Annotated in this window: 24 protein-coding genes; 16 read left to right on the top strand and 8 right to left on the bottom strand. The window is 70.5% G+C overall.

The window, feature by feature from the left end; translation table 11 throughout:
• Positions 1–185: 185 nt before the first annotated feature.
• The 8 genes from ACWDY5_RS29345 to ACWDY5_RS29310 all read left to right on the top strand — a co-directional run bounded on the left by ACWDY5_RS29345 (position 186) and on the right by ACWDY5_RS29310 (position 9,248).
• On the top strand, positions 186–2,018 hold the full coding sequence (locus ACWDY5_RS29345; protein ID WP_449725383.1) for an ATP-binding cassette domain-containing protein: 1,833 nt from the start codon (positions 186–188) through the stop codon (positions 2,016–2,018).
• Complete coding sequence (locus ACWDY5_RS29340; RefSeq protein ID WP_449725382.1) at positions 2,015–3,856, top strand: ATP-binding cassette domain-containing protein; 1,842 nt, start codon at positions 2,015–2,017, stop codon at positions 3,854–3,856. Before ACWDY5_RS29345 ends, ACWDY5_RS29340 begins: the two co-directional genes overlap by 4 nt.
• 67 nt (positions 3,857–3,923) lie before the next feature.
• On the top strand, positions 3,924–4,616 hold the full coding sequence (locus ACWDY5_RS29335) for an SDR family NAD(P)-dependent oxidoreductase (RefSeq protein ID WP_449725381.1): 693 nt from the start codon (positions 3,924–3,926) through the stop codon (positions 4,614–4,616).
• A 116-nt stretch (positions 4,617–4,732) separates the two neighbouring features.
• Positions 4,733–5,590, top strand: coding sequence for a phytanoyl-CoA dioxygenase family protein (locus tag ACWDY5_RS29330; protein ID WP_449725380.1), 858 nt, complete (start codon positions 4,733–4,735; stop codon positions 5,588–5,590).
• The gene (locus ACWDY5_RS29325) at positions 5,590–6,369 is read left to right on the top strand and encodes a transketolase (protein ID WP_449725379.1); all 780 of its coding nucleotides are present in this window, start codon (positions 5,590–5,592) and stop codon (positions 6,367–6,369) included. The genes ACWDY5_RS29330 and ACWDY5_RS29325 overlap by 1 nt, the downstream gene beginning before the upstream one ends.
• Positions 6,366–7,337: a transketolase family protein gene (locus tag ACWDY5_RS29320; protein ID WP_449725378.1), complete on the top strand. Its 972-nt coding sequence runs from the start codon at positions 6,366–6,368 to the stop codon at positions 7,335–7,337. The genes ACWDY5_RS29325 and ACWDY5_RS29320 overlap by 4 nt, the downstream gene beginning before the upstream one ends.
• The gene (locus ACWDY5_RS29315) at positions 7,334–8,122 is read left to right on the top strand and encodes an HAD family hydrolase (protein WP_449725377.1); all 789 of its coding nucleotides are present in this window, start codon (positions 7,334–7,336) and stop codon (positions 8,120–8,122) included. The genes ACWDY5_RS29320 and ACWDY5_RS29315 overlap by 4 nt, the downstream gene beginning before the upstream one ends.
• A gap of 4 nt (positions 8,123–8,126) precedes the next feature.
• Positions 8,127–9,248, top strand: coding sequence for a nucleotidyltransferase family protein (locus ACWDY5_RS29310; protein WP_449725376.1), 1,122 nt, complete (start codon positions 8,127–8,129; stop codon positions 9,246–9,248).
• 64 nt (positions 9,249–9,312) lie between these two features.
• On the opposite strand, the gene asnB is transcribed toward ACWDY5_RS29310, so the two are convergent.
• Entirely contained in the window at positions 9,313–11,052 is a 1,740-nt protein-coding gene (asnB, locus tag ACWDY5_RS29305) for an asparagine synthase (glutamine-hydrolyzing) (protein ID WP_449725375.1), read from the bottom strand.
• A gap of 134 nt (positions 11,053–11,186) precedes the next feature.
• On the opposite strand from asnB, the gene ACWDY5_RS29300 reads away from it, so the two are divergent.
• Together ACWDY5_RS29300 and ACWDY5_RS29295 are read left to right on the top strand one after the other, a co-directional pair.
• Complete coding sequence (locus ACWDY5_RS29300; protein ID WP_449725374.1) at positions 11,187–11,756, top strand: hypothetical protein; 570 nt, start codon at positions 11,187–11,189, stop codon at positions 11,754–11,756.
• Positions 11,753–12,667: a phosphotransferase gene (locus tag ACWDY5_RS29295; RefSeq protein WP_449725373.1), complete on the top strand. Its 915-nt coding sequence runs from the start codon at positions 11,753–11,755 to the stop codon at positions 12,665–12,667. The genes ACWDY5_RS29300 and ACWDY5_RS29295 overlap by 4 nt, the downstream gene beginning before the upstream one ends.
• Here ACWDY5_RS29295 and ACWDY5_RS29290 read toward each other — a convergent pair.
• The 4 genes from ACWDY5_RS29290 to ACWDY5_RS29275 all read right to left on the bottom strand — a co-directional run bounded on the left by ACWDY5_RS29290 (position 12,664) and on the right by ACWDY5_RS29275 (position 15,872).
• Complete coding sequence (locus ACWDY5_RS29290) at positions 12,664–13,656, bottom strand: hypothetical protein (protein ID WP_449725372.1); 993 nt, start codon at positions 13,654–13,656, stop codon at positions 12,664–12,666. The two genes, ACWDY5_RS29295 and ACWDY5_RS29290, sit on opposite strands and share 4 nt — an antisense overlap.
• Complete coding sequence (locus ACWDY5_RS29285; protein ID WP_449725371.1) at positions 13,653–14,843, bottom strand: methionine adenosyltransferase; 1,191 nt, start codon at positions 14,841–14,843, stop codon at positions 13,653–13,655. Before ACWDY5_RS29285 ends, ACWDY5_RS29290 begins: the two co-directional genes overlap by 4 nt.
• 194 nt (positions 14,844–15,037) lie before the next feature.
• Positions 15,038–15,289 (bottom strand): hypothetical protein, encoded by a 252-nt coding sequence (locus tag ACWDY5_RS29280; protein WP_449725370.1) that lies wholly within the window; start codon positions 15,287–15,289, stop codon positions 15,038–15,040.
• Between the two features lie 187 nt (positions 15,290–15,476).
• The gene (locus ACWDY5_RS29275) at positions 15,477–15,872 is read right to left on the bottom strand and encodes a VOC family protein (protein WP_449725369.1); all 396 of its coding nucleotides are present in this window, start codon (positions 15,870–15,872) and stop codon (positions 15,477–15,479) included.
• 127 nt (positions 15,873–15,999) lie between these two features.
• On the opposite strand from ACWDY5_RS29275, the gene ngcE reads away from it, so the two are divergent.
• Genes ngcE through ACWDY5_RS29260 form a run of 3 tightly spaced genes read left to right on the top strand, consistent with a single transcriptional unit; the run spans position 16,000 to position 19,138 of the window.
• Positions 16,000–17,403, top strand: a complete 1,404-nt coding sequence (ngcE, locus tag ACWDY5_RS29270; protein WP_449725368.1) for an N-acetylglucosamine/diacetylchitobiose ABC transporter substrate-binding protein — start codon at positions 16,000–16,002, stop codon at positions 17,401–17,403.
• Positions 17,403–18,326: a carbohydrate ABC transporter permease gene (locus ACWDY5_RS29265; protein ID WP_449725367.1), complete on the top strand. Its 924-nt coding sequence runs from the start codon at positions 17,403–17,405 to the stop codon at positions 18,324–18,326. Before ngcE ends, ACWDY5_RS29265 begins: the two co-directional genes overlap by 1 nt.
• The gene (locus ACWDY5_RS29260) at positions 18,323–19,138 is read left to right on the top strand and encodes a carbohydrate ABC transporter permease (protein ID WP_449725366.1); all 816 of its coding nucleotides are present in this window, start codon (positions 18,323–18,325) and stop codon (positions 19,136–19,138) included. The genes ACWDY5_RS29265 and ACWDY5_RS29260 overlap by 4 nt, the downstream gene beginning before the upstream one ends.
• Here the strand turns inward: ACWDY5_RS29260 and ACWDY5_RS29255 are convergent.
• A complete protein-coding gene (locus ACWDY5_RS29255) occupies positions 19,135–20,292 on the bottom strand; it encodes a pyridoxal phosphate-dependent aminotransferase (RefSeq protein WP_449725365.1) in 1,158 nt (385 codons plus the stop codon). The two genes, ACWDY5_RS29260 and ACWDY5_RS29255, sit on opposite strands and share 4 nt — an antisense overlap.
• A 50-nt stretch (positions 20,293–20,342) precedes the next feature.
• Between ACWDY5_RS29255 and ACWDY5_RS29250 the strand changes: the two genes are divergently transcribed.
• Positions 20,343–20,894 (top strand): helix-turn-helix domain-containing protein, encoded by a 552-nt coding sequence (locus tag ACWDY5_RS29250; RefSeq protein WP_449725364.1) that lies wholly within the window; start codon positions 20,343–20,345, stop codon positions 20,892–20,894.
• 72 nt (positions 20,895–20,966) lie between these two features.
• Positions 20,967–22,370 (top strand): hypothetical protein, encoded by a 1,404-nt coding sequence (locus ACWDY5_RS29245; RefSeq protein ID WP_449725363.1) that lies wholly within the window; start codon positions 20,967–20,969, stop codon positions 22,368–22,370.
• A gap of 81 nt (positions 22,371–22,451) precedes the next feature.
• On the opposite strand, the gene ACWDY5_RS29240 is transcribed toward ACWDY5_RS29245, so the two are convergent.
• Positions 22,452–23,897, bottom strand: coding sequence for an MDR family MFS transporter (locus ACWDY5_RS29240; RefSeq protein ID WP_449725362.1), 1,446 nt, complete (start codon positions 23,895–23,897; stop codon positions 22,452–22,454).
• A 207-nt stretch (positions 23,898–24,104) separates the two neighbouring features.
• Between ACWDY5_RS29240 and ACWDY5_RS29235 the strand changes: the two genes are divergently transcribed.
• Positions 24,105–25,064: a TIGR01777 family oxidoreductase gene (locus ACWDY5_RS29235; RefSeq protein WP_449725361.1), complete on the top strand. Its 960-nt coding sequence runs from the start codon at positions 24,105–24,107 to the stop codon at positions 25,062–25,064.
• Here ACWDY5_RS29235 and ACWDY5_RS29230 read toward each other — a convergent pair.
• The gene (locus tag ACWDY5_RS29230) at positions 25,046–25,690 is read right to left on the bottom strand and encodes a TetR/AcrR family transcriptional regulator (RefSeq protein ID WP_449725360.1); all 645 of its coding nucleotides are present in this window, start codon (positions 25,688–25,690) and stop codon (positions 25,046–25,048) included. The genes ACWDY5_RS29235 and ACWDY5_RS29230 overlap by 19 nt on opposite strands.
• Positions 25,691–25,764 lie beyond the last annotated feature (74 nt).

The raw sequence follows: 25,764 nt of genomic DNA, 5'->3' as shown, positions 1-25,764 counted from the left end.
CCTCCTGTATTTCAGTCGAATGCCGTGAAGAATGAGCAAGAAATTGACCGGGCAGATTTGTTTCCGGGTCGGTCCGAACCATAACGACGGGCGTTCCGGGAAACAATCAGTGCGGTTCGCCGTTCGACTCCGGTCATCTAGCATGGTGCGCGATGGCCACTCGTTCAGATAAGGACCAACAACCGGTGAAGATCGTGTCGATCCTGCGTGATCGGTTGATGCTGCTGAGCGAGTTGCGCCATGCCGGTCCGGTCGCGGTCGGCGGCTTGGTCGCGGTGCTGCTGGTGGTCAGCTTCGTGCCCGCGCTGACCGCGCTGGTGATCAACGACCTGGTCGGCGCGCTGCTCGGCGGCCGGTCGACCACCTTCGCGCTGATCGCCCTCGGTGTGATCATCCTGGCCGGACGGCTCGGCCAGGCCGTCGCGCAGCCGGTGGACTACCTGGTCGGGCAGCGCATCGACGCCGCCCGGCAGGCCGACCTGACCCGGCTCGCGGTCTCCAGCAAGGAGATCGGCCCGCTGGAGCAGTCCAGGACGCGCGAGCTGCTCCGCCTGGCCAGGGCCGATCCGGAGTTCTGGGCCGAACGCCCGCCCGGCACGGGGGCGACCGCGCAGCTGGACCTGATGGCCCGGTGGATCGGCGTGTTCGCCGCCGCCGCGGTGCTGACCAGCTTCGCCTGGTGGCTGGCCCCGCTGGTGATCGTCCCGGCGCTGGTGAGCCGGTTCATCTGGCGGCGGCAGTTCATGGAGCACATCGAGATCGAGCGCGCCGGCGTGCTCTCCGGCATCGAGGCCGACCACTGGCGGCGGATGGCCGTGGAGTGGACCGACGGCAAGGAGAGCCGCACCTTCGGGTTGCAGGGCTGGGCGGTGGACCGCTGGCGGCAGAACCTGATGGCGATGCTCTCGCCGAAGTGGACCGCGGGCCTGCGCAGTGTGCTGGCCCAGTGGCAGATCGCGGTGGTGACCGGGCCGCCGCTGATCGCGGCGTTCGCGCTGAGCGTCTGGGAGGCCGCCCAGCCCGGCGGCAGCGTGGCCGCCGCGGCCGCGGTGCTGGGCGCGGGCTGGTCGATCCTGAACCTGATGGGTTTCGCCGACGCGCTGGAGATCGAAGGCGCCATCCCCGGCTGCCGGGCCTACGCGGAGCTGCGCGCGAACTCCATTGCCAGCGAGCGGGCCGCCTCGGACTCGCCGGTGGCCGCCACCGAGCACCAGGAGGCGCCGCTGGTGCGCTTCGAGGAGGTCTCCTTCTCCTATCCCGGCAAGGGATCCTCGGTGCTGGACCGGCTGGACCTGGAGATCCGCCCCGGCGAGCTGCTGGCCATCGTCGGCCTCAACGGCGCGGGCAAGTCCACGCTGATCAAACTGCTCGGCGGCCTCTACACGCCCACCGGCGGGCGGATCACCGTGGACGGGACCGACCTCGCCGGGAGCGACATCGGGCAGTGGCGCAGCCGCTCCTGCATCGTGTTCCAGGACTTCGTCCGCTACCCGTTGTCGTTGCTGGACAACGTGGCCCTGGGCTACGCGGCGGTGCCTGCCGACCGGGAACGGGCCGAGCGGGCCGCCGCCGAGTCCGGCCTTGACAAGCTGATGGAACGGCTGCCGCTGCACTGGGAGACCCCGCTGGCCAGGGCTCGCACCGGCGGTGTCGACCTCTCCGGCGGCCAGTGGCAGAAGGTCGTGCTGACCAGGGCGATGTACGCGCTGCAGAACGGGGCGCGGCTGCTGGTGCTGGACGAGCCGACCGCGCACCTGGACGTCAAGTCCGAGTTCGAGGTCTTCCACCAGCTCGCCAGGAACAAGCGGCGGGCCGGCGTGGTGCTGATCTCGCACCGGCTGTCCACCGTGCGGCTGGCCGACCGGATCGTGCTGCTCGACGGCGGCCGGATCGTGGAGTCCGGCACGCACGACGAGCTGATGGCCTACGACGGCAAGTACGCCAAGCTGTTCACGATCCAGGCCGAACGCTTCAACCAGGGCTTCGACAACCTGGTCGACGAGGGAGACACGCTGTGATCCGCTACGTGCGGCTGTGGACGGAGATCCTGGGCCTGTCCTGGCGGCACGCCCGCGGCCTGACCCTCACCGTCTTCGGCATCGAGATCGGCCTGGTGATCGCCAACATCGCCATCGCGCTGGCCATGCGCGCCGCGGTGGACGAGCTGATCGCCCAGCAGGTGAGGCCCGCGATCGTGGCCGCGGTGGTGGCGGCCACCGCGGCGGTGGCGGTGTTCGTGTTCAACCGGTTGCACGGGCTGGTCGGGCTGTTCCTGATCGTGGAGCAGGTCGGCGTGGTCATCGAGGACCGGCTGATGCGCGACATCGCCTCGCTGGAGAAGATCGAGCACCTGGAGCGCAGCGACTACCTGGACCGGATCACCGTGCTGCGCGGCGCGCCCAAGCGGATGGTCAGCGGCATGTGGAACGCGGTGCGCGCCTGCTTCACCATCGTGCAGCTCATTCTCACGCTGGTCCTGCTGGGCACGGTCAGCGCCTGGCTGCTGGTGCTGCTGGTGCTGGCGATGGCGCCGCTGTGGTGCGACGGCCTGGCCCGTGAGCGCGAGGCCGACGCCGAGATCGACACCGCCGAGTCCTTCCGGTTGCAGCAGCAGCTCTTCGAAATCGCCACCGACGCCGCCGCGGGCAAGGAGATCCGCACCGGGCAGGCCGGTCCCTCGGTGGGCCGGTTCCAGGCCGCGGCGATGGCCGAGGTGACGCAGGGCCGCTACCGGGCCAGGGTCAGCGCGGCCTGGCTGCGCGCGCTGGGCTGGACGGTGTTCGTCACCGGGTTCATCGTGCTGCTGTGGCTGGTGGCCCGGCAGGCCGCCACCGGCGCCGCGACCCCCGGCGACGTGGTGCTGGTGGTGACGCTGACGCTGACCCTGCAACAGACCGTGCAGACCGCGGTGGGACAGCTGACCACCACGATGAGCGTCGGCATCTACGTCGAGCCCTACCTCTGGCTCCGCGCCTACCTGGCCGCCGAGGCCAATGCCCGTCGCGGCGAACGGCAGCCGCCGGCCCGGCTGGAGTCCGGCATCCGGTTCGAGCAGGTGCGGTTCACCTATCCCGGCACCGACAAGGTGGTGCTGGACGAGGTCAGCATCGAGCTGCCCGCGGGCAGTGTGGTGGCGCTGGTCGGTGAGTTCGGCTCCGGCAAGTCCACCATGGTCAAGTTGCTCAGCCGGTTCTACCAGCCCGACTCCGGCACCATCACGGTGGACGGGATCGAACTGTCCGAACTGGACACCGAGGCCTGGCGAGCCCGCACCAGCGCCGCGTACCAGGACTTCGGCCGCTACCCGCAGATGACCTTCGCCGAGGCGGTCGGGCTGGGCGATATCGCGCACCTCAACGACGAGGCCGCGCTGGCCAGGGCGATCGACACCGCCGACGCCGACGGACTGGTCCGCAGGCTGCCGGACGGGCTGGCCACCAGGCTGTCCCCGGTCTACGGCGGTCTCGACCTGTCCGAGGGCCAGTGGCAGAAGACCGCGCTGGCCAGGGGCAGCATGCGCACGGATCCGTTGCTGTTCATGCTGGACGAGCCCACCGCCTCGCTGGACGCGCCCAGCGAGCACGCCATCTTCCAGCGCTACATGCAGCGGGCCCGGCAGCTGGCCGAGCACACCGGGGCGATCACCCTGGTGGTCTCGCACCGGCTGTCCACTGTGGCCGGAGCCGACCTGGTGCTGGTGCTGGACCGGGGAAAGCTGGTGGAACAGGGCACGCACGAGGAGCTGCTGGCCGCGGGCGGGCGCTACAGCGAGCTGTACACGTTGCAGGCCAGGGCCTACAGCATGCGGCCCGGGTTCGACCTGGTTTCCGGTGCCCCAGAAGGGAAATCCGGCTAGGCCGTGTCCCGTGGATCTCGTGCGCGATCGCGTGCGAGATCCACGGGACACGGTCTAGTCTCGGGGTATGCCCAACGCCCTGGTCACCGGAGTCTCCCGCGGCCTCGGACGGCACCTGTGCCGGGCGTTGCGCACCGCGGGCTACCGGGTGCTGGGAGCGGGCCTGGCCGCCTCGCCCGACCACCCGGACGTCGACGACTACCGGGTGCTGGACCTGCGAAACCCTGAGCTGGCAAGCCCGTTCGACCCGGCCGAGGTGGACGTGCTGGTCAGCAACGCCGGGGTGTACCTGGACGATCCCCGGCGCGGCTACGGCGACCTGTTCGCACTCTCCGCGCCGGACCTGCGGCAGACCTTCGAGGTCAACCTCTTCGGCGCGGTGGCGCTGGTGCAGGCCTACGCGCCGCACATGATCGCGCGGGGGAGAGGCCGGATCGTCTGCGTCTCCTCCGGGATGGGCAGGCTCCAGGACGCCGACGGCGCCTCCTTCGCCTACCGCGCCTCAAAACTGGCGGCCAACTCGCTGGTCCTGTCGGTGGCCAGGCACTTCAGCGACACCACTGGCGACCTGGCGGCCTTCGCCTACTGCCCTGGCTGGATCCGGACCGAGATGGGCACCGAGGACGCTCCGCACGAGCCGGAGCCCTCGGCGGCGAACCTGGTCGAGCTGCTGACGTTGCCCGCCGACCGGTCCAACGGCCGGTTCTTCCGGGGCACGGCCGAACTGGGCTGGGACACCAGGGGACCGATGGTCGGCTGATCGTCCATTATGGACAATGATCTCTCCGGTTGTCGCGCGACGGTGGGAAAACAGTGGACTGACTGGCAGGATGCATCCGACGCACCCAAGGATTGTGTCCACTGTGGAGAGGCAAGATGAACCAGTACGTTCACGGATTCGTGGACGAAGGATTCGTCCTAGTCCCAGGAGTGATCGAGGAGTCCACCCGCGCCACCTGGCGGGCCGCGGTGGACCGCGCCGCGGCCGCGGTGCGCGCCAAACCCGGGGACTACGACACCAGGTACACCCTGCGCACCGAGCAGGAGACCGACACCTGGGGGGTCAGTCACATCTTCGAGCCGAGCCTGTACGACCCGGTCTTCGCCGAGGTGTTCGAGCACCCCGGCGTGATGGGCTTTGTGCACGCGGTGCTGGGTGAGAGACTGCGCTTCTGGACCGCGCACGCGCTGTGGGAACCGTCCACAGTGGACTATGAGCTGAACTGGCACAAGGACAACATGGAGACCGACCGGTACTCACCGGACGGCCGCAGCACCCACGTCCAGTTCAACGTCTGCCTCACCGACGACGACTGCTTCCGGGTGGTCCCCGGCTCGCACAAGCGGCCGCTGACCGAGGAAGAACGCGCCCAGGCCGAGAGCAAGGGCACCGGCCCGCTGCCCGGCGAGAAGGTGGTGCGGGCCAAGGCAGGCGATGTGCTGTTCATGAACCACCACGCCCTGCACCGGGGCTCCGGTTCGGCCGGGGTCGAGCGCCGCACCCTGCACGTCAACCTGCAGGCGGCCGACGAGCCCACCGGCGGGCACACCTCCTGGCGGTTCATGCGCCAGGAGGGCTACCTGGACCGGATGACGCCGGTGGTGCGGGAGATGATGGCCAACACCATCGCCTGGGACGACGCGCACCCGCTCTCCCTCGCCGAGACGATGCGCCGCCGCCGGGCCAGCCAGGGCATCAAGGGCCATGAGGCCAGAGCGGGAGGCAACGGGTGATGACCACGCCACAGCAGCTCCGGCGCGAGGCGATCCGGATGACCGCGCACGCCGAGACCGGGCACATCCCGTCCAACCTGTCCGCGATCGAGATCATCCACACCCTGTTCATGCGGGTGCTGAAGCTGGATCCGGAGCGCCCGGACTGGCCGGACCGGGACCGCTTCATCCCGAGCAAGGGCCATTGCGCGGCCGCGATCTACCTGGCCATGGCCGCGGCTGGGCTCTTCGACCGCAAGCGCCTGGACGAGTTCAACGTCGACGGCGGCGAGGTGCCTGCCATCCTGGCCCGCTACGGCCTGCCCGGCCTGGAAGCCGACTCCGGCCCGCTGGGCCGCGGCATCTCCATCGGGATCGGGCTGGCGCTGGCGGCCAAGCACGACAACCGGGACTACCGCACCTACGTGCTGGTCGGCGACGGCGAGTGCCAGGAGGGCCAGATCTGGGAGGCGGCCATGCTGGCGCCCACCCTGAAGCTGGACAACCTGGTGGTCATCGTGGACGACAACCGGTTGCAGGGCTCCTTCGTCACCAGCGAGGTGATCGAGAGCAAGCTCGACGAGCAGTTCGCCGCCTTCGGCTGGCAGGTGCACCGGGTGGACGGGCACTCGGTCGAGGAGCTGGAGGAGGCGCTGCGCGCGCCGCAGGACCGGCCGAAGGTCGTCCTGGCCACCACCGTGAAAGGCAAGGGGGTTGCCATGATGGAACACGAGCCCGACTGGCACTACCGGCGGCTGACCTTCAGCGAGCTGGTCGTGAGTCTGCGAGGCCTGCGATGACCACCACGGTCGGCCAGGCGGTCGGAGACCTGTTGCTGGAGAAGGGCCGCGAGTTCGGGGACACCTACCTGATCGTGGCCGACGGCAAGCTCAACGGCACCGAGCCGTTCATCGAGACCTACCCGCAGCGGTTCCTCAACGTGGGCATCGCCGAGCAGAACGCGATCTCGGTGGCCGCCGGGCTGGCCTCGGCAGGCAAGCAGGTCTACCTGTGGAACTGCAGCACCTTCCTGCTCTACCGGCCCTTCGACCAGGTGCGGGTGGACGCCGCGTTCGCCAAGACCCGGCTGCGGCTGATCGGCACCAGCTCCGGCCTGTCCCGCAGCGCCTCCGGCATCGCGCACCTGGCGATCGAGGACCTGGCCATCATGCGGGCCCTGCCGAACATGACCGTGCTCTGCCCTGGCGACCTGGCCGAGACCCGGCAGCTGCTGGCCCAGGCGCACGAGGTGGACGGCCCGGTGTACGTGCGCTTCGCGCTGGAGAACCACGCCCTGCCGGAGATCCACGCCCCCGGCACCAGGATCCAGCTGGGCAAGGCGATCACCGTCACCGACGGCGGGGACGCGGCGCTGATCGCCACCGGGAACATGCTGCCGGTGGCCAGGGACTGGGTGGACAAGTTCGCCGAGTCGGGGCTGCGGGTGCGGCTGGTGAGCATGCCCAGCATCAAGCCCTTCGACGCCGCGGCGGTGGCCGAGCTGGTGGCCGAGGGACTGCCGATCATCACGCTGGAGGACCACTCGGTGATCGGTGGCCTGGGCACCGCGGTGGCCGAGGCGATCGCGGAAAGCGGCCGTGGGGTCCCGTTCCGGCGGGTCGGCGTGCCGGATGAGTACCCGTACGTGGTCGGCACGCCGGACTACCTGCACGGGCACTTCAACATCCCGGGCGTGCCCGAGCTGCGGGACTGGCTGGAGGCGGTGCGCGGGGCCGGCCGGGTCCCGACCACCGTCGCGGCGACGTGAGGATCCGGTACGCCGCGCTGGACCTGGACGGCACGCTGATCGACGAGGCCGACGAGCCCTACGAGGGTGTGGTGGCCGGACTGCGGGCGTTGCGCAAGCACGGGGTGCTGCCGCTGGTGATCACCGGCAGGGCGGCCCGCTCCTTCCGCAACCTGCGGCACCTGGACGACCTGTTCGCCGAGGTCGACGACGAGGTGCTGCTCAGCGAGGGCAACGTGCGGATCGCCTTGGGCGTCAACGAGTTGTCCTTCTCGCTGAGCTGCCCGAACGAGGTGCTGCGCACGCTGGCCGAGGACTCCGCCACCGACCTGGTGGCGGAGTGCTCCGGCGAGTTCTACGCCAGCAGCGCGCGGGCCGCGGCGCAGTTCGCGATGGCCTACCGGGTGCCCAGGCGGCAGATCGAGGTCACCGGCAAGGGCACCGCGGACATCCCGTGGTTCACCGCGGTGACCATCTTCCGCAGCCGCGTCCCGGTGCCGGAACTGGTGGCGGGGCTGGACTGCGAGGCGGTCACCATCGGCCCGTTCGGCGCGCACGTGGTGCGCCCGCGCGGCACCTCCAAGGCCACCGCGCTGCGCAGGCACCTGCGGCGGCGGTTCAACGAGCCGGACCTCAGCGCCACCATGGCCATCGGCGACACCGCCACCGACGCCTCGATGCTGGCGGCCTGCGCGCTCGGCATCGCCACCCAGCACGCCGACGAGGCGGCCAGCGCGGCCGCCGACCGCAAGCTCGACGGCGACCTCGCCGCATTCCTGCACGACTTCCGTCCCGAAGGGTGGTAAGACCGTGACCGAACCGGTGTCCCAGGAGACGGAGCTCGTCCTCCTGCTGTCCCTGCCGGATCCGCGGCCCGACGAGGCCGACGCGATGCTCAAGCTGCTCAACACCCCGCTGGACTGGAACCAGGTGCTGGGCATGCTGACCGTGCACCGCGTCATCGGCGTGGCCTGGCACAACATCCTGCGCTTCGTCATCGCGCACCGGCAGACCCTGCGCTCCTCCTACTTCATCAAGTCGCTCAAGGTCACCGCGGCCGGGCAGGAGCTGATGGCCGAGGAGCAGCGCTCGCGTACCGCCGAAGTGCAGGCGGCGCTGAGCGCGGCCGGGGTGCGCAGCGCGGTGCTCAAGGGCGCCGCGGTGGCCGCGATGGCCTACCCCTCGCCGGGCATGCGCGCCTTCCACGACAACGACCTGCTGGTGGACCGGGAACAGCTGCCCGCGGCCACCGCCGCGTTGCAGGAGGCCGGGTACGTGCAGGGCAGCTGGGACTACGAGACCAACTCGGTGCGCCCGGCGGCGCGGCGGCAGGTCATGTTCATGGCCATGCACTCGCACCAGACCTACTCCTACATGAAGCCGACCCCGGAAGCCTCGGTGCTGGAGTGCCACCGGCTGGACGTGCACTTCTCCATCGACCTGATGACCGGCAACCGCAGCGACGCCGCGGTATCGGCGTTGCTGGACAACCGGATCGAGCTCAACGGGCTCAGCGTGATCTCCCCGACCGACATGCTGATCTTCAGCTGCCTGCACTTCGCCAGGGAGGCCGCGCACCGCAACGAGGTGCTCGCGCTCAAGGACCTGGTGCTCTACAAGCTGGTCGACATCCTGGCCCTGCTGGCCGGGGACCACGACTTCAGCGGCCTGGCCGCGCGGGCCGAGCAGCTCGGCTTCACCAAGGAGGCCTACTTCGCGCTGCACCACTGCGCGGAGATCTTCCCCGGCCGGGTGCCGACTGAGCTGCTGGACCCGTTGCGCCCCAACGACCTGGCCTACCTGGACGAGGTGGACGACGGCAAGACCGTGGTGCACCGCTGGCAGGCGCCGATGGTGCGCCGGATGTTCGACGTGCACCGGCTGCGTGAGCTGGAGGGCGACCTCAACATCCCGGAGCTGGGCCGAAAGTAAGTCCAGCACAGCAAAACGGGCCGGGCAGTGGCGGTTTTCGCCACTGCCCGGCCCGTTTGTCGTGTCAGGGCAGGGAGATCTCCAGCACCATCAGGCCCCACAGCAGCCGCGAGTGGTCCTGGCCCGCGCCGTGCTCGGTGATGACCTGGCGCACGGCGGCCTCGCTGAGGAAGCCCGAGGTGCACAGCCGGGGCCGGGCGAGCACCTCGCGGGCGAAGTCCCACAGCGTGCCGCCGGGGGCCATGAAGGCGCTGACCGGGAAGGTGAACGGCTGCTTCTCCCTGGCCGCGACCGAGGCCGGGATGGACCGGGCGCCGGCGTCCCAGAGGATCTTCTTGCGGCTGGACCCGTTGACCTTCCACGCGTCCTGGGTGCGCCGGGCGAACCGGGTGACCTCCGGCTGGCAGTAGGGCACCCGGCCCTCGACCGCGTGCGCCATGGACAGGTGGTCCAGCTTGCGCAGGTTGAGGCTGGGCAGCTTGTGCAGCCGGTCGAAGCTGAGCAGCTGCTCCAGCCGGGACGGCGCGGGGCGGGTGAGCAGCTCCAGCGCACGCTGCCTGCTGCTGCGGCCGGAATCGAGCAGCTCGCGGTACTCCGGGGTGTAGAGCCGCCGGTACTCCGCTTCCGGCACAAGGGAAAGCCGGTCCAGGTAGCGGGCGGCCCAGCTGTCCTCATCGGCGGCCAGCGCGGTGCTGTAACGCCGGTAGCCGCCGAACTGCTCGTCCGCGCCGTCGCCGACGAAGCAGACCCGGAAGCCGCTGGCGGAGATCTCCCGGAACAGCGCGTAGGCGCTCAGCGCGTGCGGGGTGGCGTTGGGCGCGCCGAGGGCGGCCACCGTGGCCGGGATCAGCTCCGGCAGCTCGGCCTCGCGGATCTCCACCACCTCAAGGGGAATCCCGGCGAAGGCGGCCGCGTCGCTGGCGTAGGCCAGCTCGTCGGAGTCGTGCGTGCCCTCGTGCGTGACGTGGAAGCCGGTCACGTCGCCGCGGCGCTGCTTGAGCAGGGTGGCCAGCACGCTGGAGTCCAGGCCGCCGGAGACCTGCACCGCGATCGGCGCGGACTGCAAGGACATCTGCGCCACCTCGCGAGCCAGCAACGCGGCCAGGCGCTCGGGGTCGTTGCCCTCGTCGGTGACCGGCTCGGTCTCCTGCCACCACCGCCGGGTGCGCGCGGAGTGGCCGTCGTAGACCAGCGCCTCGCCGGGGTGCAGCGCGGAAACCCCGGTGTACCAGGAAGATCCGTTGGGCTGGCACTGCCAGTTGAGGTAGTCGTCGACCGCGAGCGGGTCCACGTCGAGGGGCTTCTCCACCAGCGCGGTCAGGCCGCGGAGCTCGGAGGAGAAGGCGATGCCGTCCTGGGTGAGCGCGTAGTACAGGCTCTTCACCGCGAGGTGGTCACACCACAGCTTGAGCTCGCGGCCGCGGCGCAGGTCCACCACGGCGATGGCGAACATGCCCTCCAGCCGCTCTGCGAAGCGGTCCCCGTGCAGCTCGTAGTAGGGCACCAGGACCGAGCCGTCGGAGTCGCCGTCCACGTGCACGCCGTGCGCGGCCAGCTCGGCCCGGATGGCCCGGAAGTTGTAGATCTCGCCGTTGAACACCGCGTGCACCGTGCCCTCGGCGTTGTGGAAGGGCTGCCTGCCGGTGCTGGGGTCCTGAATGGACAGACGGTTGCAGCCGATGCCCCAGTCCGCGCCGCTGGTGTGCTGCTGGACGTCCGGTCCGCCGGAGAGCTGGGCGTCCCGCGCGCCGTCGAGTGCGGTGGGGTGGAACCCATGTCCGAAGTAGCCGTAGATCCGGCACATAGTGTTGCCCCCAACGATCTGGTTGTCCGCGAACGGAAAGCGCGACGGCCTCGGCCCTTCCGGCCTGGTGATCTATCCTTAGCACGGGCCGGATGAGGCTGTATAGCGAACCAGGACGGGACGAGGGACGGCACATGCGCTGGCATCGGCTGCTGATCACGGGGGCGAGCGGGGCGGGCACCACCACCCTGGGCCGGGCACTGGCCTGTCTGCACTCGGTGCCGCACGCCGAGGCCGATGACTACCTCTGGCTGCCGACCTCCCCGCCCTATCTGCACAAGCGGCCGATGGAGGACCGGATCGCGCTGATGCGGGCGGTGTTCCTGCCGAGGGACTCCTGGGTGCTCTCCGGTTCGGTGAAGGGCTGGGGCGAGGTGATCCCGGCCCGGCTGGAGGGCGTGGTGTTCCTCACCATTGACCAGCAGGCCCGGATGGCGCGGTTGCTGGAGCGGGAGGTGCTGCGCTACGGCGACAGCATCAAGCCGGGCGGCCGCAACGAGGCGGCGCACCACGACTTCCTCGACTGGGCAAGGGGATACGACGACGACACCGCCAGCCGCAGCCTGGCCAGCGACGAGAAGTGGCTGGCCGGACTGACCTGCCCGGTGCTGCGCCTGGACAGCGCGCAACCGGTGGCCGACCTGGTGGCGGCGGTGGAGCGGTGGACCAGCGCCGAACTGGTCGTGGGGGAGTCCGGCCCGTGATCGAGCGCGCGGTGCGGCTCATCGAGGCCGGTGCGGCCGAGGAGCTGGAGGGCAGGGGCGTCAACCGCTCCTACCGGCTCGCCGACGGCGACCGGCTGCTGTCGGTGAAGGCGCACTGCGCGGCCACCTCGGCCGAGACCGACCGCCAGCGGATCCGGCGGGTGGACGAGGCGCTGCGCGGCACCGACTGGTACCCGCCGGTGCTGGACATCGGGTACGCCGCACCGGATCGGCTGGTTGTGATCCGGCCGTTCGTGCCCGGAGCGGCCTCCGAGGACGCGGCCCGGCACCTGGACGCGCTGGCCGGTGTGCTTGGTGAACTGGCCGCCGGCACCGCGGCGGTCCCGGCCGAACTGGTCTGGGACTACGCGACGCCCTGGCTGACCGAGGGCGAGCGGGAACACCGTGATGCCAAGGAGATGCTGACCGGCGAGTGGGACACCCTGTTGAGCGCCATGGACGAGCACCTCGGTGACCTGTTGGCCGGCGCGCTCCGGCTGACCGGGACCGGCGAACCCGCGCTGTACCACGGTGACCTGCACGGCCGGAACCTCATCTGGCACGAGTCCCGGCCGCTGACCGTGATCGACTGGGACGAGACCGGGTTCTCCCACCGGCCGGCCGACATCGGCAAGGCGCTGTGGCTGTCCTGCCGCAAGGGCCGGGGCGACTTCGAGCTGGATCCGCAGGCGGTGCACCAGTTCCTGGCGCTGCTCCGCGCCAATCCGGCGGTTCCGCAGGCCGACCCGGCCGACCTGGCCAGGCTCGGCGCGATCTGGTTCCTGCCGAGGTACCACCACGTGACGCTGCTCGCGCAGCGTGACGCCGAGTTCATCCCGTGGTACCTCGGCTGGGTTTCCCGCTTCTGGGCGCGGTTCCCGGCGAACCTGGACCTGATCAGCCGTGGCTAGCGCGCGGTCCAGCGCCGGACCGACTCCAGGGTCTGCTCACGGCTGAGGCCCTCGGTGGCCCCGTGCGGGGACACCGTCTCCCCGGACTGCTCGGCCACGTTGTGGTCCCCGGCCAGCGCCGCCACCGCGTCCATCGGCAGGCCGAGTTCAGCGAGCGAGCGGCCCAGCACGGTGGCGTCCAGGCCCTGCCCGTCCGCGGCGCTGAAGTAGCGCCAGCTCTGGAACATGCCTTCCAGGTGACCGGCGGAGAGGTGCACCGCGTTGCGGCCCTCGGACAGCGCGATCCCGCCCGGCCCGCCGACCAGCGCGTGCACCGCGCCGCGCAGCGAGGCCGGATCGGCCTTGCCGGGGTGCAGCTCGCCGAGCAGGTTGTCCCGCAGGTCCTCGATCTCGCGCTCGCTGTGGCATTCCAGCAGGCCGACCAGCCCGGTGCTGCCGCGATATCCCGCGGCGAGCACCGGCAGGAACCCGTTGAGCACCACCACAGCGCGCCCGTGCAGCTGGACCACCGAGGCGTAGGAGCCCGAGCCCAGCTTGTGGATCCCGGCCTGGCGGCACCGGGCCTCCAGCGCCGCCGGGTCCAGCTCGGGGTCCAGGGTCATCGCCTCGAAGGCCCCCAGCGCGCCGGTGGCCGCCGAAGAGTCCAGCAGTGCGGCCAACTCCCGGCTGGCACCGGAGCTCAGCGCTGAGGCCCCGTCAGCGGCGACCCGGTGCAGGCGGGGGTAGTGCTGGAGCAGGTAGCCCCGCTCGCCGAACTCCCTGGCCGTGGTCACCGCACAGCGCAGGATGTCCACCTTGCCGTCACCGAGCACCCGGACGACCTCGCCCAGCACCTCGGCGGCGCGGTCGCCGTGCAGCACCTCAGGTTTGACCATGGTCACGAAGTGCGTGCCGCCGCCCGGCACCGGCCCGCCGAGCGGTCCGGTGTCCTGGCGGCGGCCCGTGCGCAGCACTTCGGCGAGCAGCGGCCGCACCTGGGCAGGACTCACCACAGGGTGATGCCCTTCTCGATCAGCTCGACGGTCAGCTCACCGGTGTTGGCAATGGCTTCCTCGACCAGCGCGGCCACCACGGCCTCGTCCGGGTCCGGCGCGGTCACCACGACCTCGTCGGGGCTTTCCAGCGGCGCTTCCTTGGAGGTGAAGATGTGCACCTGGGTCGCCCCGCCGCACTTCTCGTGCACCTGCTGGGCCAGCCGCATGGCCATCACGTTGTAGATCTTGCCGGTGTGGTCCAGCGGGTTCTTGCCTGCGGGCGCCTCGATGCTCATCGGGCGCATCGGCGTGATCAGCCCGTTGACCCGGTTGCCCCGGCCGACCACGCCGACGTCACCGGTGTCGGCCACCGAGCCGAGCGCGGTGAGGTAGGGGCGGCCGTTGCGGTCGGTGGCGTTCATCAGCAGCTCGTAGTCGGCGATGCCGAGCCCCTGGATGAACTCGTTGAGCTCCTGCTGGATGACCGCCTTGCGCGCCCAGTACTGGTCCATCGACTCGATGTGCGCGGCCAGGAACGGCATGTTCACGACCAGGCTGAACTTGTCGCCGCGGCGGCTGCCGAAAACCTTGACGTCCCAGCCGCTGTCGGGGTGCCGCTGCTTGAAGTCGGACCCGTTGATCAGGTGCTCCAGGCCCTGCACCAGGTTCTCCAGCCGGGACAGCGGCGCGAAACCGTGCAGCAGGTTGGTGTCGTTGGAGACCAGCCCGCCGGAGCGGACCTTCACCAGGTCCTCGATGGACTGCGGCTGGTACCGGGAAACCCCACGGCCGGAACCGTGGTGGTCCACGATGCCCAGCTCGACCACCAGGTGCTTTGCCGGGTCGAAGCCGGTGGTGACCTGCGACAGCACATCGGAGGCGGCCCGGAACATGATGTCCTGCACCGGAATCTCGGTGCTGCCCACCCGGTAGGCGCCCTTGCCGAAGACCATCACCCGGTACGGCGCGGTGATCTCGCCACGGCCGTAGTCGATGTCCGCGCCGCCGCCGTAGAGGGTCACCTTGTCGAACCAGTGGTGCGCGACCCCGCCGAACTCCTTCAGGCAGTGCTGGGAGTAGTAGCGCGACATGCGCTCGGCCATCGCGTCGCACATGGTGTCCGGGTGACCGACACCCTTCCGCTCCACCAGCTCGTAGGGCAGATCTTCGACCGAACGCGAGTCCCGATGAATCTGCAGCATTGACCGACTTTCTTACTCGAATGCCGACAGGACTTAGGAAACAAAGTCCGCGGACGTCGTCTTGATGTTGCCGGAGCATACCCACGGGTCGCCAAAATGCCGACCGGTTCGACGGTCGGCTGGCGTGGTCGAACAGTTAGGATCGGTGTGATCACGAGCGGCCGGGACTGTCCAAGCAGGACAGTCCCGGCCGATCACCACAGCTCGTCGAGCGCCGCCAGGCGTTTGCGGATGAGCCTGGCGTCCCGTGGCGACAGGACCGCGAGGATGAGGTTCAGGACGTGGTTCAGTTCGACCGGATCGGGACAGCACGCCATCCATCCGCAGCCGTACTGGGGATCCCACAGCCGGTGCATGGGGTCGTGGACGAAGGTGCGCTTGCCGAGCAGCGCATCGACGGCGGCCTCCGGCCAGAGCCGGGTGCGTTCGAGCCGGGCGAGCTGCACCCGGCCACGCGCAGACAGGCCTGACGGCAGGGGTGTGGTCGCTTGGCCGGGGCGGCGGAGTGGCGCGTCCGCCCGGACCTGGGCCGGCGATCTACGCGCCATGGCCCTTTCGAGTGTTCGACATGGGTCCATTGTGCAGGCCGGGGCCGATCGGCGACAGCCCCGGCAGCCTTGGATCCACCGGCGCTCAGGACGCGGTCGCGACCTTCCACAGGTGCCCGTCCGGATCGCTGAAGTACCCCGAGTACCCGCCCCACTCGGCCGCGGTCGGCTCGTTGACCACGGTGCCACCGGCGGCCACCGCGGCCTGGATGACCTCGTCCACCACCTCCCTGGAGTCGGTGATGAAGTGCAAGGAGGACCCGCGGAACCCGGAGCCCTCCGCCGGGACCCCGGCGTCCTTGGCGACGGCGTCCCATTCGTAGAGCGCGAGCTTGGCGCTGCCGTCGCCGAGCAGGCAGGTGGCGAAGCCGGGGTAGTCCTTCTCGAGTGCGCAGCCGAGGCCCTCGACGTAGAAGCGCTTGGCGCGTTCCACGTCCTGTACCCCGAGCATGATGGCGCTGACCTGCAACTTGGTGTTCATGCTGGTCACCATAGGTAGCGGGCGGGTGGCCGCGCTTCTTGAATCCTGACCGGTTGGGCCATCGACACCGCGCGCGGGCTGGGTCACGATCAGAGCCGGAAATCCCTCCACCAGAAGGGTGCCCGACATGACAACGAGCAACATCTCCCGTCGGACCCTGCTGCGCGCCACCGCCGCGCTCGGGGTGTCCGCGCCCCTGCTTGGCGCCTGCGTGACCGGCGGCGGCACCGGGGATGCGCCGGCCGCGCGCGGGGAGCGGAGTCCGCGGAACCCGTTCGGGGTGCGGGCGGACGCGCCACTGGAAGTGGTGGTTTTCAAGGGCGGCTACGGCGATGACTACGTCAAGGCGGCCGGGCAGGTCTACCGGCAGCGGTATCCGGGCGCGGCGATCGACCACAAGGGCATCCAGCAGGTCGGCGACGCGCTGCGGCCCCGGTTCGTGGCCAACACCCCGCCGGACGTGGTGGACAACACCGGCGCGGGCGCGCTGGACATCTCCGCGCTGGCCGCCGCCGGGCAGCTGACCAACCTGGCCGAACTGCTCGACGCCCCGTCCTGGGATGATCCGAACACCACCGTGCGGGCCACCCTGCTGCCAGGGGTGGTGGAGGACGGCAGCCGGGACGGGACCTGCGTGCACCTCAACTACGCCTTCACCGTGTGGGGCCTGTGGTACTCCAAGTCCCTGTTCGACAAGCACGGCTGGACCTACCCGGCCACCTGGGACGCGATGCTCGCACTCTGCGCGGAGATCAAGAAGACCGGTATCGCGCCGTGGACCTACCAGGGCAAGTACCCCGACTACGTCACCGACCCGCTGCTCACCATGGCGGCCAAGACTGGGGGCATGGACCTGGTGAAGGCGCTGGACAACCTGGAACCGGGGGCCTGGCGGCAGGAGGCGGTGCGCGGCGCGGCCGAGGCCTTCGCCGAGCTGGCCGGGCGGGGCTACCTGATGCCCGGCTCGGAAGCGTTGTCGCACACCGAGGCGCAGGCCGCCTGGTGCCAGGGCAAGGCGGCGTTCATCCCGTCCGGGTCCTGGCTGGAGAGCGAACAGCAGGCGGTCACCCCGCAGGGCTTCCAGATGACCATGGGCGTGGTGCCCGCGCGCACCACGTCGGACAAGCTGAAACCGGCCGCGGTGGAGGCCTCCAGCACCGAGTCCTACCTGGTCCCGGCCAAGGCGAAGAACGTGGCCGGTGGCCTGGAGTTCCTGCGGATGTTGTTCTCCCGCAACGCCTGCCGGGAGTTCGCGCGCACCGCGGGCACCCTGCCCTCGGTCGCGGGCGCCACCGACGGGCTCACTCTCTCCAGCGGCCTCGGCTCGGTGAGCGCGGCGGTGAAGGCCGCGGGCACCGAACTGGTCAGCTTCCGGCACCGCGGCTGGTATCCGGTGCTGCGCAAGGCGGTCGACGACGCGGTGGGTGAGCTGATCACCGGCAGGCTCAGCCCGGTGGCCTTCACCGAGCGGGTGCAGCAGGCAGCCGACGCGCTGGCCAAGGACGGCAGCGTCAAGAAGTACACCCGCTGATGGCCAGCACCCGGTCCGGTAGGCGAGGCTTGGGCTTCGTCGCCTGCGCCTTGCTGCCGGCGCTGGTGCTGCACGTTGTGTTCGTGCTGTCCCCGTACGCGCAGGCCTTCTACCTGTCGCTGACCGACTGGAACGGGGTCGGCGGCACCGCGCGGTTCGTCGGTCTGGCCAACTTCGCCCAGCTGGCCGAGGACTCGCTGTTCCTGGCCGGGGTGCGCAACAACCTGGTGCTGCTGCTGACAATGCCGGTGGCCACTGTCGCGATCGGACTATTCCTGGCAACCATGCTCCGCTTCGGTGGCCGTAGCGGGCGCTCCGGGGTGCGCGGGGCCCGGTTCTACTCGATCGTGTTCTTCTTCCCGCAGCTGCTGTCGGTCTCGATCGTGGCCGTGCTGTGGGGTTTCGCCTACAACCCGAACAGCGGCCTGATCAACGGCGCGCTGCGCGCGGTCGGCCTGGACGGGCTGGCGCGCAGTTGGCTGGCCGAGCCGGGACTGGCGCTGTTCGCGGTGCTGGCGGTGCTGATCTGGTCCGGCGTCGGCTTCTACCTGGTGCTGTTCAGCGCGGCCATCGACAGCATCCCGCGCGAGTACTACGAGGCCGCGTTGCTCGACGGGGCCGGCCGGTGGACCTCGTTCTGGCGGATCACCCTGCCGCTGCTGCGGGAGAACGTGCAGGTGGCCTTCGTCTACCTGGGCATGGCCGCGCTGGACGGGTTCGCGCTGGTGCAGATCATGACCGTGGGACCGGGCGGGCCCGACGGCGCGACCGAGGTGATCGGGCTGTCGCTGTACCGCACCGCCTTCAGCTACGGCAAGTTCGGCTACGCGGCCGCGATGGGCGTGGCGCTGTTCTTCGGCACGCTGGTCTTCGCGGTGCTGGCGCTGCGCGCGGGCCGCCGGGAACGGGTGGAGGTGGCATGAGGCGGATCCCGCTGCACCTGGCGCTGCTGTCCTGGGCGCTGGTCACCGCGTTCCCGTTGCTGTGGGCCGTGCTCAGCGCGCTCAAGACCGACCGCGAGATCCTGTCCAGCCCGTGGTCGCTGCCGCAAAGTCCACAGTGGACGAACTTCGGCCGCGCCTGGACCGAGGCCGACATCGGCCGCTACTTCCTCAACTCCGCGGTCGTGGTCGGCGGCGCACTCGCCCTGACCATGCTCCTCGGCTCGCTCGCCGCCTACGCCCTGGCCCGCTATCCCTTCCCCGGCAACAGGTTCGTCTACTACCTGTTCGTCGCCTCGATGTTCTTCCCCACCTTCCTGGCGCTGGTGCCGCTGTTCTTCACCGTGCAGCAGCTCGGCCTGCTGGGCACCCAGCTAGGCCTGGTCCTGGTCTACACCGCCTTCGCCACCCCGTTCACCATCTTCTTCCTGCACGCCTTCTTCCGCGGCCTGCCCACCGCGATCGCCGAGGCCGCCTTCCTGGACGGCTGCTCCCACGGCGGGGTGTTCTTCCGGGTGATGCTGCCGATGGCCAAGCCGGGCCTGATCTCGGTGGCCATCTTCAACTTCCTCGGCCTGTGGAACCAGTACCTGCTGCCCCTGGTGCTCAACCCGGACCCGGACGACTACGTGCTGGCGCAGGGCCTGGCCGCACTGTCCACCAGCCAGGGCTACCGCGGCGACTGGAGCGGCCTGTTCGCCGGCCTGACCATCGCGATGCTGCCGGTGCTGATCGCGTATGTGGTGTTCCAGCGGCAGATCCAAGCCGGAGCCACCGCGGGCGCGCTGCGCTAGGTCGACCGCCGGAACCGCTCACCCAGATCGCTGAGCCGGGCCACGGGCTCGTTGGCGAAGACCAGGCGTAAGTAGTGCTCGCCGCTGGGACCCCACCAGTTCATCGGGGTGGCCGCTATGCGGCCGTGCTCGAACAGGCGGGCGGAGAGCTCCTTCGGGGGGAGGCCGAGGGGGCGGGTGTCCAGTAACAGCGACCAGCCGCCGTGCGGGCGGATCACCGGGTAGCCGTCGAGCTGGGCGAGCACGGTCTCGCAGCGCCGTTGCCACTCGGCCGTCGCCGCGGCCACGTCGGACTCGGCGTCGGGGGCGCTCAGCGCGGCCGCGGCCGCCTCCTGGGCCAGGCCGACCTGGGTGACCACGTTGGTCAGGCCCACCAGGCGGATGTCGGCCACGATCGGCGCGGGGCCGACCACCCAGCCGACCCGCCAGCCGGTCATCCGCAGCTCCTTGGAGGCCGAGCCCACGGTGATCACCCGCTCCGCCAGGCCCTCGTGCGCGGCCGGGTGGCTCGGTGGCAGGCCGTCGAAGCGGATGCGCTCCATGGCCGCGTCGTAGATCAACCAGGCGTTGTGCCGCGTGCAGGCCCCGGCCAGCGCCGCCCAGTGCCGGTGGTCCAGGACCAGGCCGCTGGGCATGGCCGGGGCCATCATCAGCACGGCGGCGGTGTCCGGGCCGACCGCGGCGGCCAGCGCGTCCGGGTCGACCTGCCAGCCGGCCGGGGTGGGCTCGGTGCGGACGAAGCGGGGGCGGCCGCCCGCCAGCCGGACGCGGTTGACCAGGCCCGCGTAGACCGGGTCGCACAGCACCACCTCCTGGCCCGGTTCCACCGTGGCCAGCAGGGTGTTGAGGATGCCGTTGAGGCCGCCGACCACGCTCACGCAGTCGGTGTCCGGGTCGTACTCGCGCCCGGCGATCCGGCCGACGTGTGCCGCCGCGGCCGCGCGTAAGGAGTGCCTGCCCTGGAACGGGAGGTAGCTGTTGGCGGCGTCCTCCTCGATCGCCGACCTGGTGTGCGCCAAGGCGATGGCGGGTGGGCGGAGGTCGGTGTCCAGGTTTTCCAGGCGCAGCAGGTCCGGGTCGGCGGTGGCGTCCGCCGCGTCGGCCAGCCGGTCCACTCCGATGCCGGGGATCTCCCGGAGCCTGCTCACTGTCATCGCGTCCCCGTTCGTTGTGCTGGTACGTGGATACCACTATGCTGGTACGCATGGAGTTGACGCAAGTCGTCGGTGGGAACGTGCAGCGGCTGCGCTCGGTCGCCGGTATCTCGCTGGCGGACCTGGCGGCGGCCGCCGACATCAGCAAGACCACGCTGCACGGCATCGAGCAGGGGCAGGGCAATCCGACCCTGAGCACGCTGTGGGCGCTGGCCACCGCGCTGCGCGTGCCGCTCGGCGACCTGCTGGACCGGCCCGCCGTCGCGGTGGAGGTGGTGCGCGCCGCGGACGACCGGCCGGAGGTGCTGGGCGAGGCGGTCAGCGCCCGGCTGCTGCACCGGTTGCGGGCGCGCGGCACAGTGGAGATCTACGACATCGAGGTCGCCCAGACCAGGCAGGACTCCCGCGCGCACGCGGCTGGGGTCCAGGAGTGCCTGGTGCTCACCAGCGGTGGCCTGACCACTGGTCCGGCCGATGCGCCGGTCGAGTTGGAAGCGGGCGACTCGGTGCGCTTCGACGCCGCTCGTCCGCACCTCTACCAAGGGCGCACCGGCGCGGACCGGGCCGTGCTGGTGATGGTCTACCCGGAGCCGGGGGAGTGACGTGGGTCACTTTTGGCAACCTTGGGCACATCGCCAGGGTGTGAGTGGCAGAAGCGAACGAGGGGGCATCGCATGGCATTCTCATCCGCCCGGATCCTGACCGGCGCGGTCGTGTTGTCGTTGCTGGCCAACGGGTTGGTCGTGGGCACGGCGAGCGCGGCGTCCGGGCCGGACATCCGCAGCACGGTCACCGTGCCGAGCGGGACCTACCTGGCCGGGGACCCGCTCACCGTCAAGCTCACCGTGACCAACGTCGGTGACCAGGGCGCCTACTACCTGCGCAAGCACGAACGCTCGATCTCCGGCACCGGGTTCCACATCCAGGACATGGCCGACTGGGGAGATCTTGGCCCCACCGGGCTGGGCGCGAGCTACCTGCCGGGTCAGACCAGGGAGTACACGCTGCGGGGCAGGCTCGGCCAGTTCAACGGCGACGCCCACTTCGCGCTGGGCCCGCTCTCGCCGCGCGATGTGAACCCCGCCGATGACCAGGGACCCGCGCTGGTGCGGGTGGTCCCGGCGGAGACCAAGGTGTCGGTCAGCGGACAGGTCTACGGCGACGCCGACCTGAGCGGCTCGCCGACGCCGGGGGAGGGGCTGGCTGGAGCCAAGATGGCCCTGCGCGTGCACGACGAGCTGGAGGAGCGCACCGCGGTCACCGACGCCGAGGGCCGCTACACCTTCCCCGGGGTGCCCGTGGGCACGCACGGCCTGTCGACGGCGAGCCTGCCGGACGGCTGGGTCAGCAACTTCTCGACCACGCTCCGCCTGGACGGTTCGGCGCCCGACACGGTGGTGCCGGTCCGGGCGCTACGCCCGCTGTCGGAGTCGTTGCGCGCCAAGCTCACCCTGGACAAGGCGAGCTACCCGGCCGGGAGCGAGGGCGAGGTGACCGTGACCCTGACCAACATCAGCGCGCGGCCGCTGACCGGCGTCACCATCGCCTGCGACCGCGGCGACAACGGGCTCGCCCTGGACATCTCGGACCAGGCGTGGGGCGAGCTCGCCTACGGCGCGGGGACCACCGTGCAGCCGGGCCAGACTAGGGAGTACCGGGCACGTGGGACCGTGCGGCCGAAGAGCGCCGGGCGCGGTTTCGTGCACCAGGCCTGTGACTTCAGCCAGGGCGAGGGGTACAACGACGGCGAGCCCAGCGACGACCCGCAGGCCAAGGTGACCGGGCTGGACGGCAGTGGCACCGGCGAGCTGTTCCAGGACGCCAACGGCAACGGCTCGCCGGACCCGGGTGAGGGGCTGGCGGACCGGGAGCTGCGGCTGACCGACGTGCACAACGGGCACGAGTTCACCGCGAGGACCGACGCCGCAGGGAAGGCGCGCGTGGCCGGTCCGGCCGGGCGCTACCGGCTGACCTCGCCCGGCTGCGACCTCAGCCGGGAGGAACCCATCGACGTGGCCACGCCGGAGTACGACATCAACCGGTGGTCCGCGGACTGTCGTCCGGCGGCTGTGCGCTAAGACCGGGCCAGACACACAAGAACGGCGGTGGCCGGGTGGCCACCGCCGTTCTGTTTGTCGTCAAGCGCTGTCGTCAAGCGGTCAGTGGACGGGCGTGGCCGCCGCGCTCTTGCCGGAGGAGCGGACGAACAGCGCGCCGACGAAGGCCGCCACGCCGATGCCGCCTGCCACCATGAACGCCAGGTGCAGGCCGTCCACGTCCGGGCTGGTCGCGCCGGGCGCGCTGCCCAGGGTGGACACGGTGATGAACACCGCGGTGCCGAGCGCGCCCGCGACCTGCTGCAGCGTGGCCAGGATGGCGCTGCCGTGCGAGTACAGCTGCTCGGGCAGCGAGGACAGGCTCTCGGTCATCAGCGGGGTCATCATCAGGCCGAGGCCGATCATCAGCAGCACGTGGATGCCGATCACCGCGATCAGCGGCGAGCCGGGGCCGAGCGCGGAGAACAGCCAGATGGCCACCGCCATGGCCGCCGCGCCGGGGATGACCAGCGGGCGGGCGCCGACCTTGTCGAACAGCTTGCCCACCGGACGGCCGAGCAGGCCGAGGACCAGGCCACCGGGCAGCACCGCGAGGCCGCTGACGAAGGTCGTGGTCTTCAGCACGGTCTGCAGGTACAGCGGCAACATGATCGCGCCGACGCCGATCAGGCAGATGAACAGCAGCGCGGAGAGCACCAGCCCGATGACGTAGCGGTGGTGGGTGAACGGCCGCAGGTCCAGCAGCGCCCGGTCCTCCCGCTGAAGGCGCAGCTGCCGCCAGCCGAAGATCAGCAGCGAGATCACGCCGATGACCACCGACAGCCACGGCGGCACCGGCGCGTGCCCGCCGGCGGACTCGCCGGAGGAGGACAGCCCGTACAGCACGCCACCGAAGCCGATCGCGGACAGGAACACCGAGAGCACGTCCAGCGGCACCAGCCGGGTCTCGCTCTCCACCTTCAGCAGCAGCGCGCCGGTCACCAGCGCGGCGATGGCCAGCGGCAGCACGATCAGGAACATCCAGCGCCAGCCCAGCCAGTTGAGCACGGCGCCGCCGATGGTCGGCCCGATGGCCGGGGCCACCGCGATCACGATGCTGATGGTGCCCATGGTCGCGCCGCGCCGCTCCAGCGGCACCAGGCGCATCACCGTGGTCATCAGCAGCGGGATCATCACCGCGGTGCCCATGGCCTGCACGATCCGGCCGGCCAGCAGCACCTCGAAGCCGGGCGCGACACCGGAGAGCAGCGTGCCGAGGCTGAACAGCGAGAGCGACACCAGGAACACCTGGCGCGGGGTGAAGCGTTCGAGCAGGAAGCCGGTGGTCGGGATGACCACGGCCATGGTGAGCAGGAAGCCGCTGGTCAGCCACTGCACGGTGGTGGTCGGCACCTTGAGGTCGACGGTGAGGTCCCGCAGCGCGACGCTCATGATCGTCTCATTGAGGATCATGACAAAGGCCGAGGCGACCAGCACTCCGATCAGGAGCCCGGTGCGCACCGGAGCTTGCTCCTGGCGCGGTTCGGAAATGGCGGTACTGCTTGACATCGGTGGGGCTCCCGGCGGGTCTGAGCCAGTGGCGATCAGGACTGCGGCTGGGGGAGGCAAGCGTGTTCGGCCCCCCAGCTTCACTCAATTAGGGTAACCGGTTTCGCGGTGGCAATCCCCTGATTAAGCGGCTGGCGGAAACGAGTCACCGGTCACAGCCGAAGGGAATATTGAGCGACTGCTCAAAAGCTGCGTTACCGTTGCGGCATGCGCATCGTGATCCCCGGCGGAGCCGGTCACATCGGCGAGTTCCTCGGTCGCGACCTGGCCGCGCTCGGGCACGAGGTGGTGGTGCTGAGCAGGCGGCCGGTGGCCGCTCCCGGCATCCGCCAGGTGCGCTGGGACGGCCGCACACCAGGCCCGTGGACGCGGGAGATCGACGGCTGCGACGCGGTGGTCAACCTGGCCGGGCGCAGCGTGAGCTGCCGCTACACCGCGGCCAACCTGCGCGAGATGATGGACTCCCGGATCGACTCCACCAAGGCCGTCGGCGCGGCCATCGCGCAGGCCGCCAGCCCGCCCCCGGTCTGGCTGCAGATGAGCACCGCCACCATCTACGCGCACCGCTTCGACCGCGCCAACGACGAGGCCACCGGCGAGATCGGCGGCGCCGAACCCGGCGTGCCCGGCTACTGGGCCTACAGCGTGGAGATCGCCAAGCGCTGGGAGGCCGCCCAGCGGGAGGCGGACACCCCGCACACCCGCAAGCTCGCCCTGCGCACCGCCATCGTGATGAGCCCCGGCCGCGGCGGCGCCTTCCACGCGCTGCGCCGGATGACCCGGCTCGGCCTGGGCGGCCCGGTCGCCGGCGGCGCGCAGTGGCTGTCCTGGATCCACGGGCGGGACCTGGTGCGCGCGGTGCGGTTCCTGCTGGTCCGGCCGGAGCTGAGCGGCCCGGTCAACCTCGCCGCGCCGCATCCGCTGCCGCAGCGGGAGTTCATCCGCGAGTTGCGCGCCGCCCAGCGGATCCCAGTCGGACTGCCCGCGACCAGGTGGATGGCCGAGCTCGGGGCCTTCGTCATCCGCTCCGACACCGAGCTGCTGCTCAAGAGCCGCCGGGTGGTGCCGGGCAGGCTGCTGGACGCGGGCTTCGAGTTCGACTTCCCGGACTGGCCTTCCGCGGCGGCGGACCTGCTGCGGACTTCGGCTCAGCGCTCGGCCGGCTGAGCCGCGATGCCGTCGTACATCAGCCGCCGCACCGCCTCGCTGAGCTTGCGCTGGTGCTCGCCCTCCGGCTTGCGCAGCGAGGACAGTGCGGAGGCCAGGATCATGCCGGTGATCGCGCTGGCGGTGTTGTCCACGTCCAGGTCGGCGCGCAGGTAGCCCAGCTCGACGCCGTGGGTGAGGTAGCCGGCGGTCAGCGCGGTGGCCAGGTCGAAGAAGTCCAGCACCCGGTCGGCCATGGCCTTGTCGATGCCCGCGGCCTCGAACAGCAGCAGGCGCGGCACCCGGGAGTCCTGCTGGAAGATCCGGGCCAGTGACTCGCCGATCCGCGCGGTCTGCGCCCGGTAACCGTCCAAAGTGGACACCGCGTCGGGTGCGTTCTCCTCGGTGAGCGCGGTTTTGACCCGGTCGATCAGGTCGTCGATGACGTGGTCGACGATGTCCCGCTTGTTCTGGAAGTAGCGGTAGAAGGTGCCGTGCCCGATGCCGAGGCGAGTGGCGATGTCGGCGATCGCGGTCGCGTGGTACCCGCGTTCGGCGAAGCAGTCGAAGGCCGCGTCGATGATCTCGCGGCGCAGCTCCTGCTTCTTCCGCTCGGCCCGGCTGGGCGAGGTGGCACTGGACGTCATGGTCGCAGTCTATTGTCGCCGCCACTGGAATGACATATCGTTCCGCTAGTGACATCCCATTCCGCTACGGAGGG

Source organism: Crossiella sp. NPDC003009 (assembly GCF_053591555.1).
Note: the sequence above shows the minus strand (reverse complement) of the source record. Positions and strands in the feature narration are given on the sequence as shown.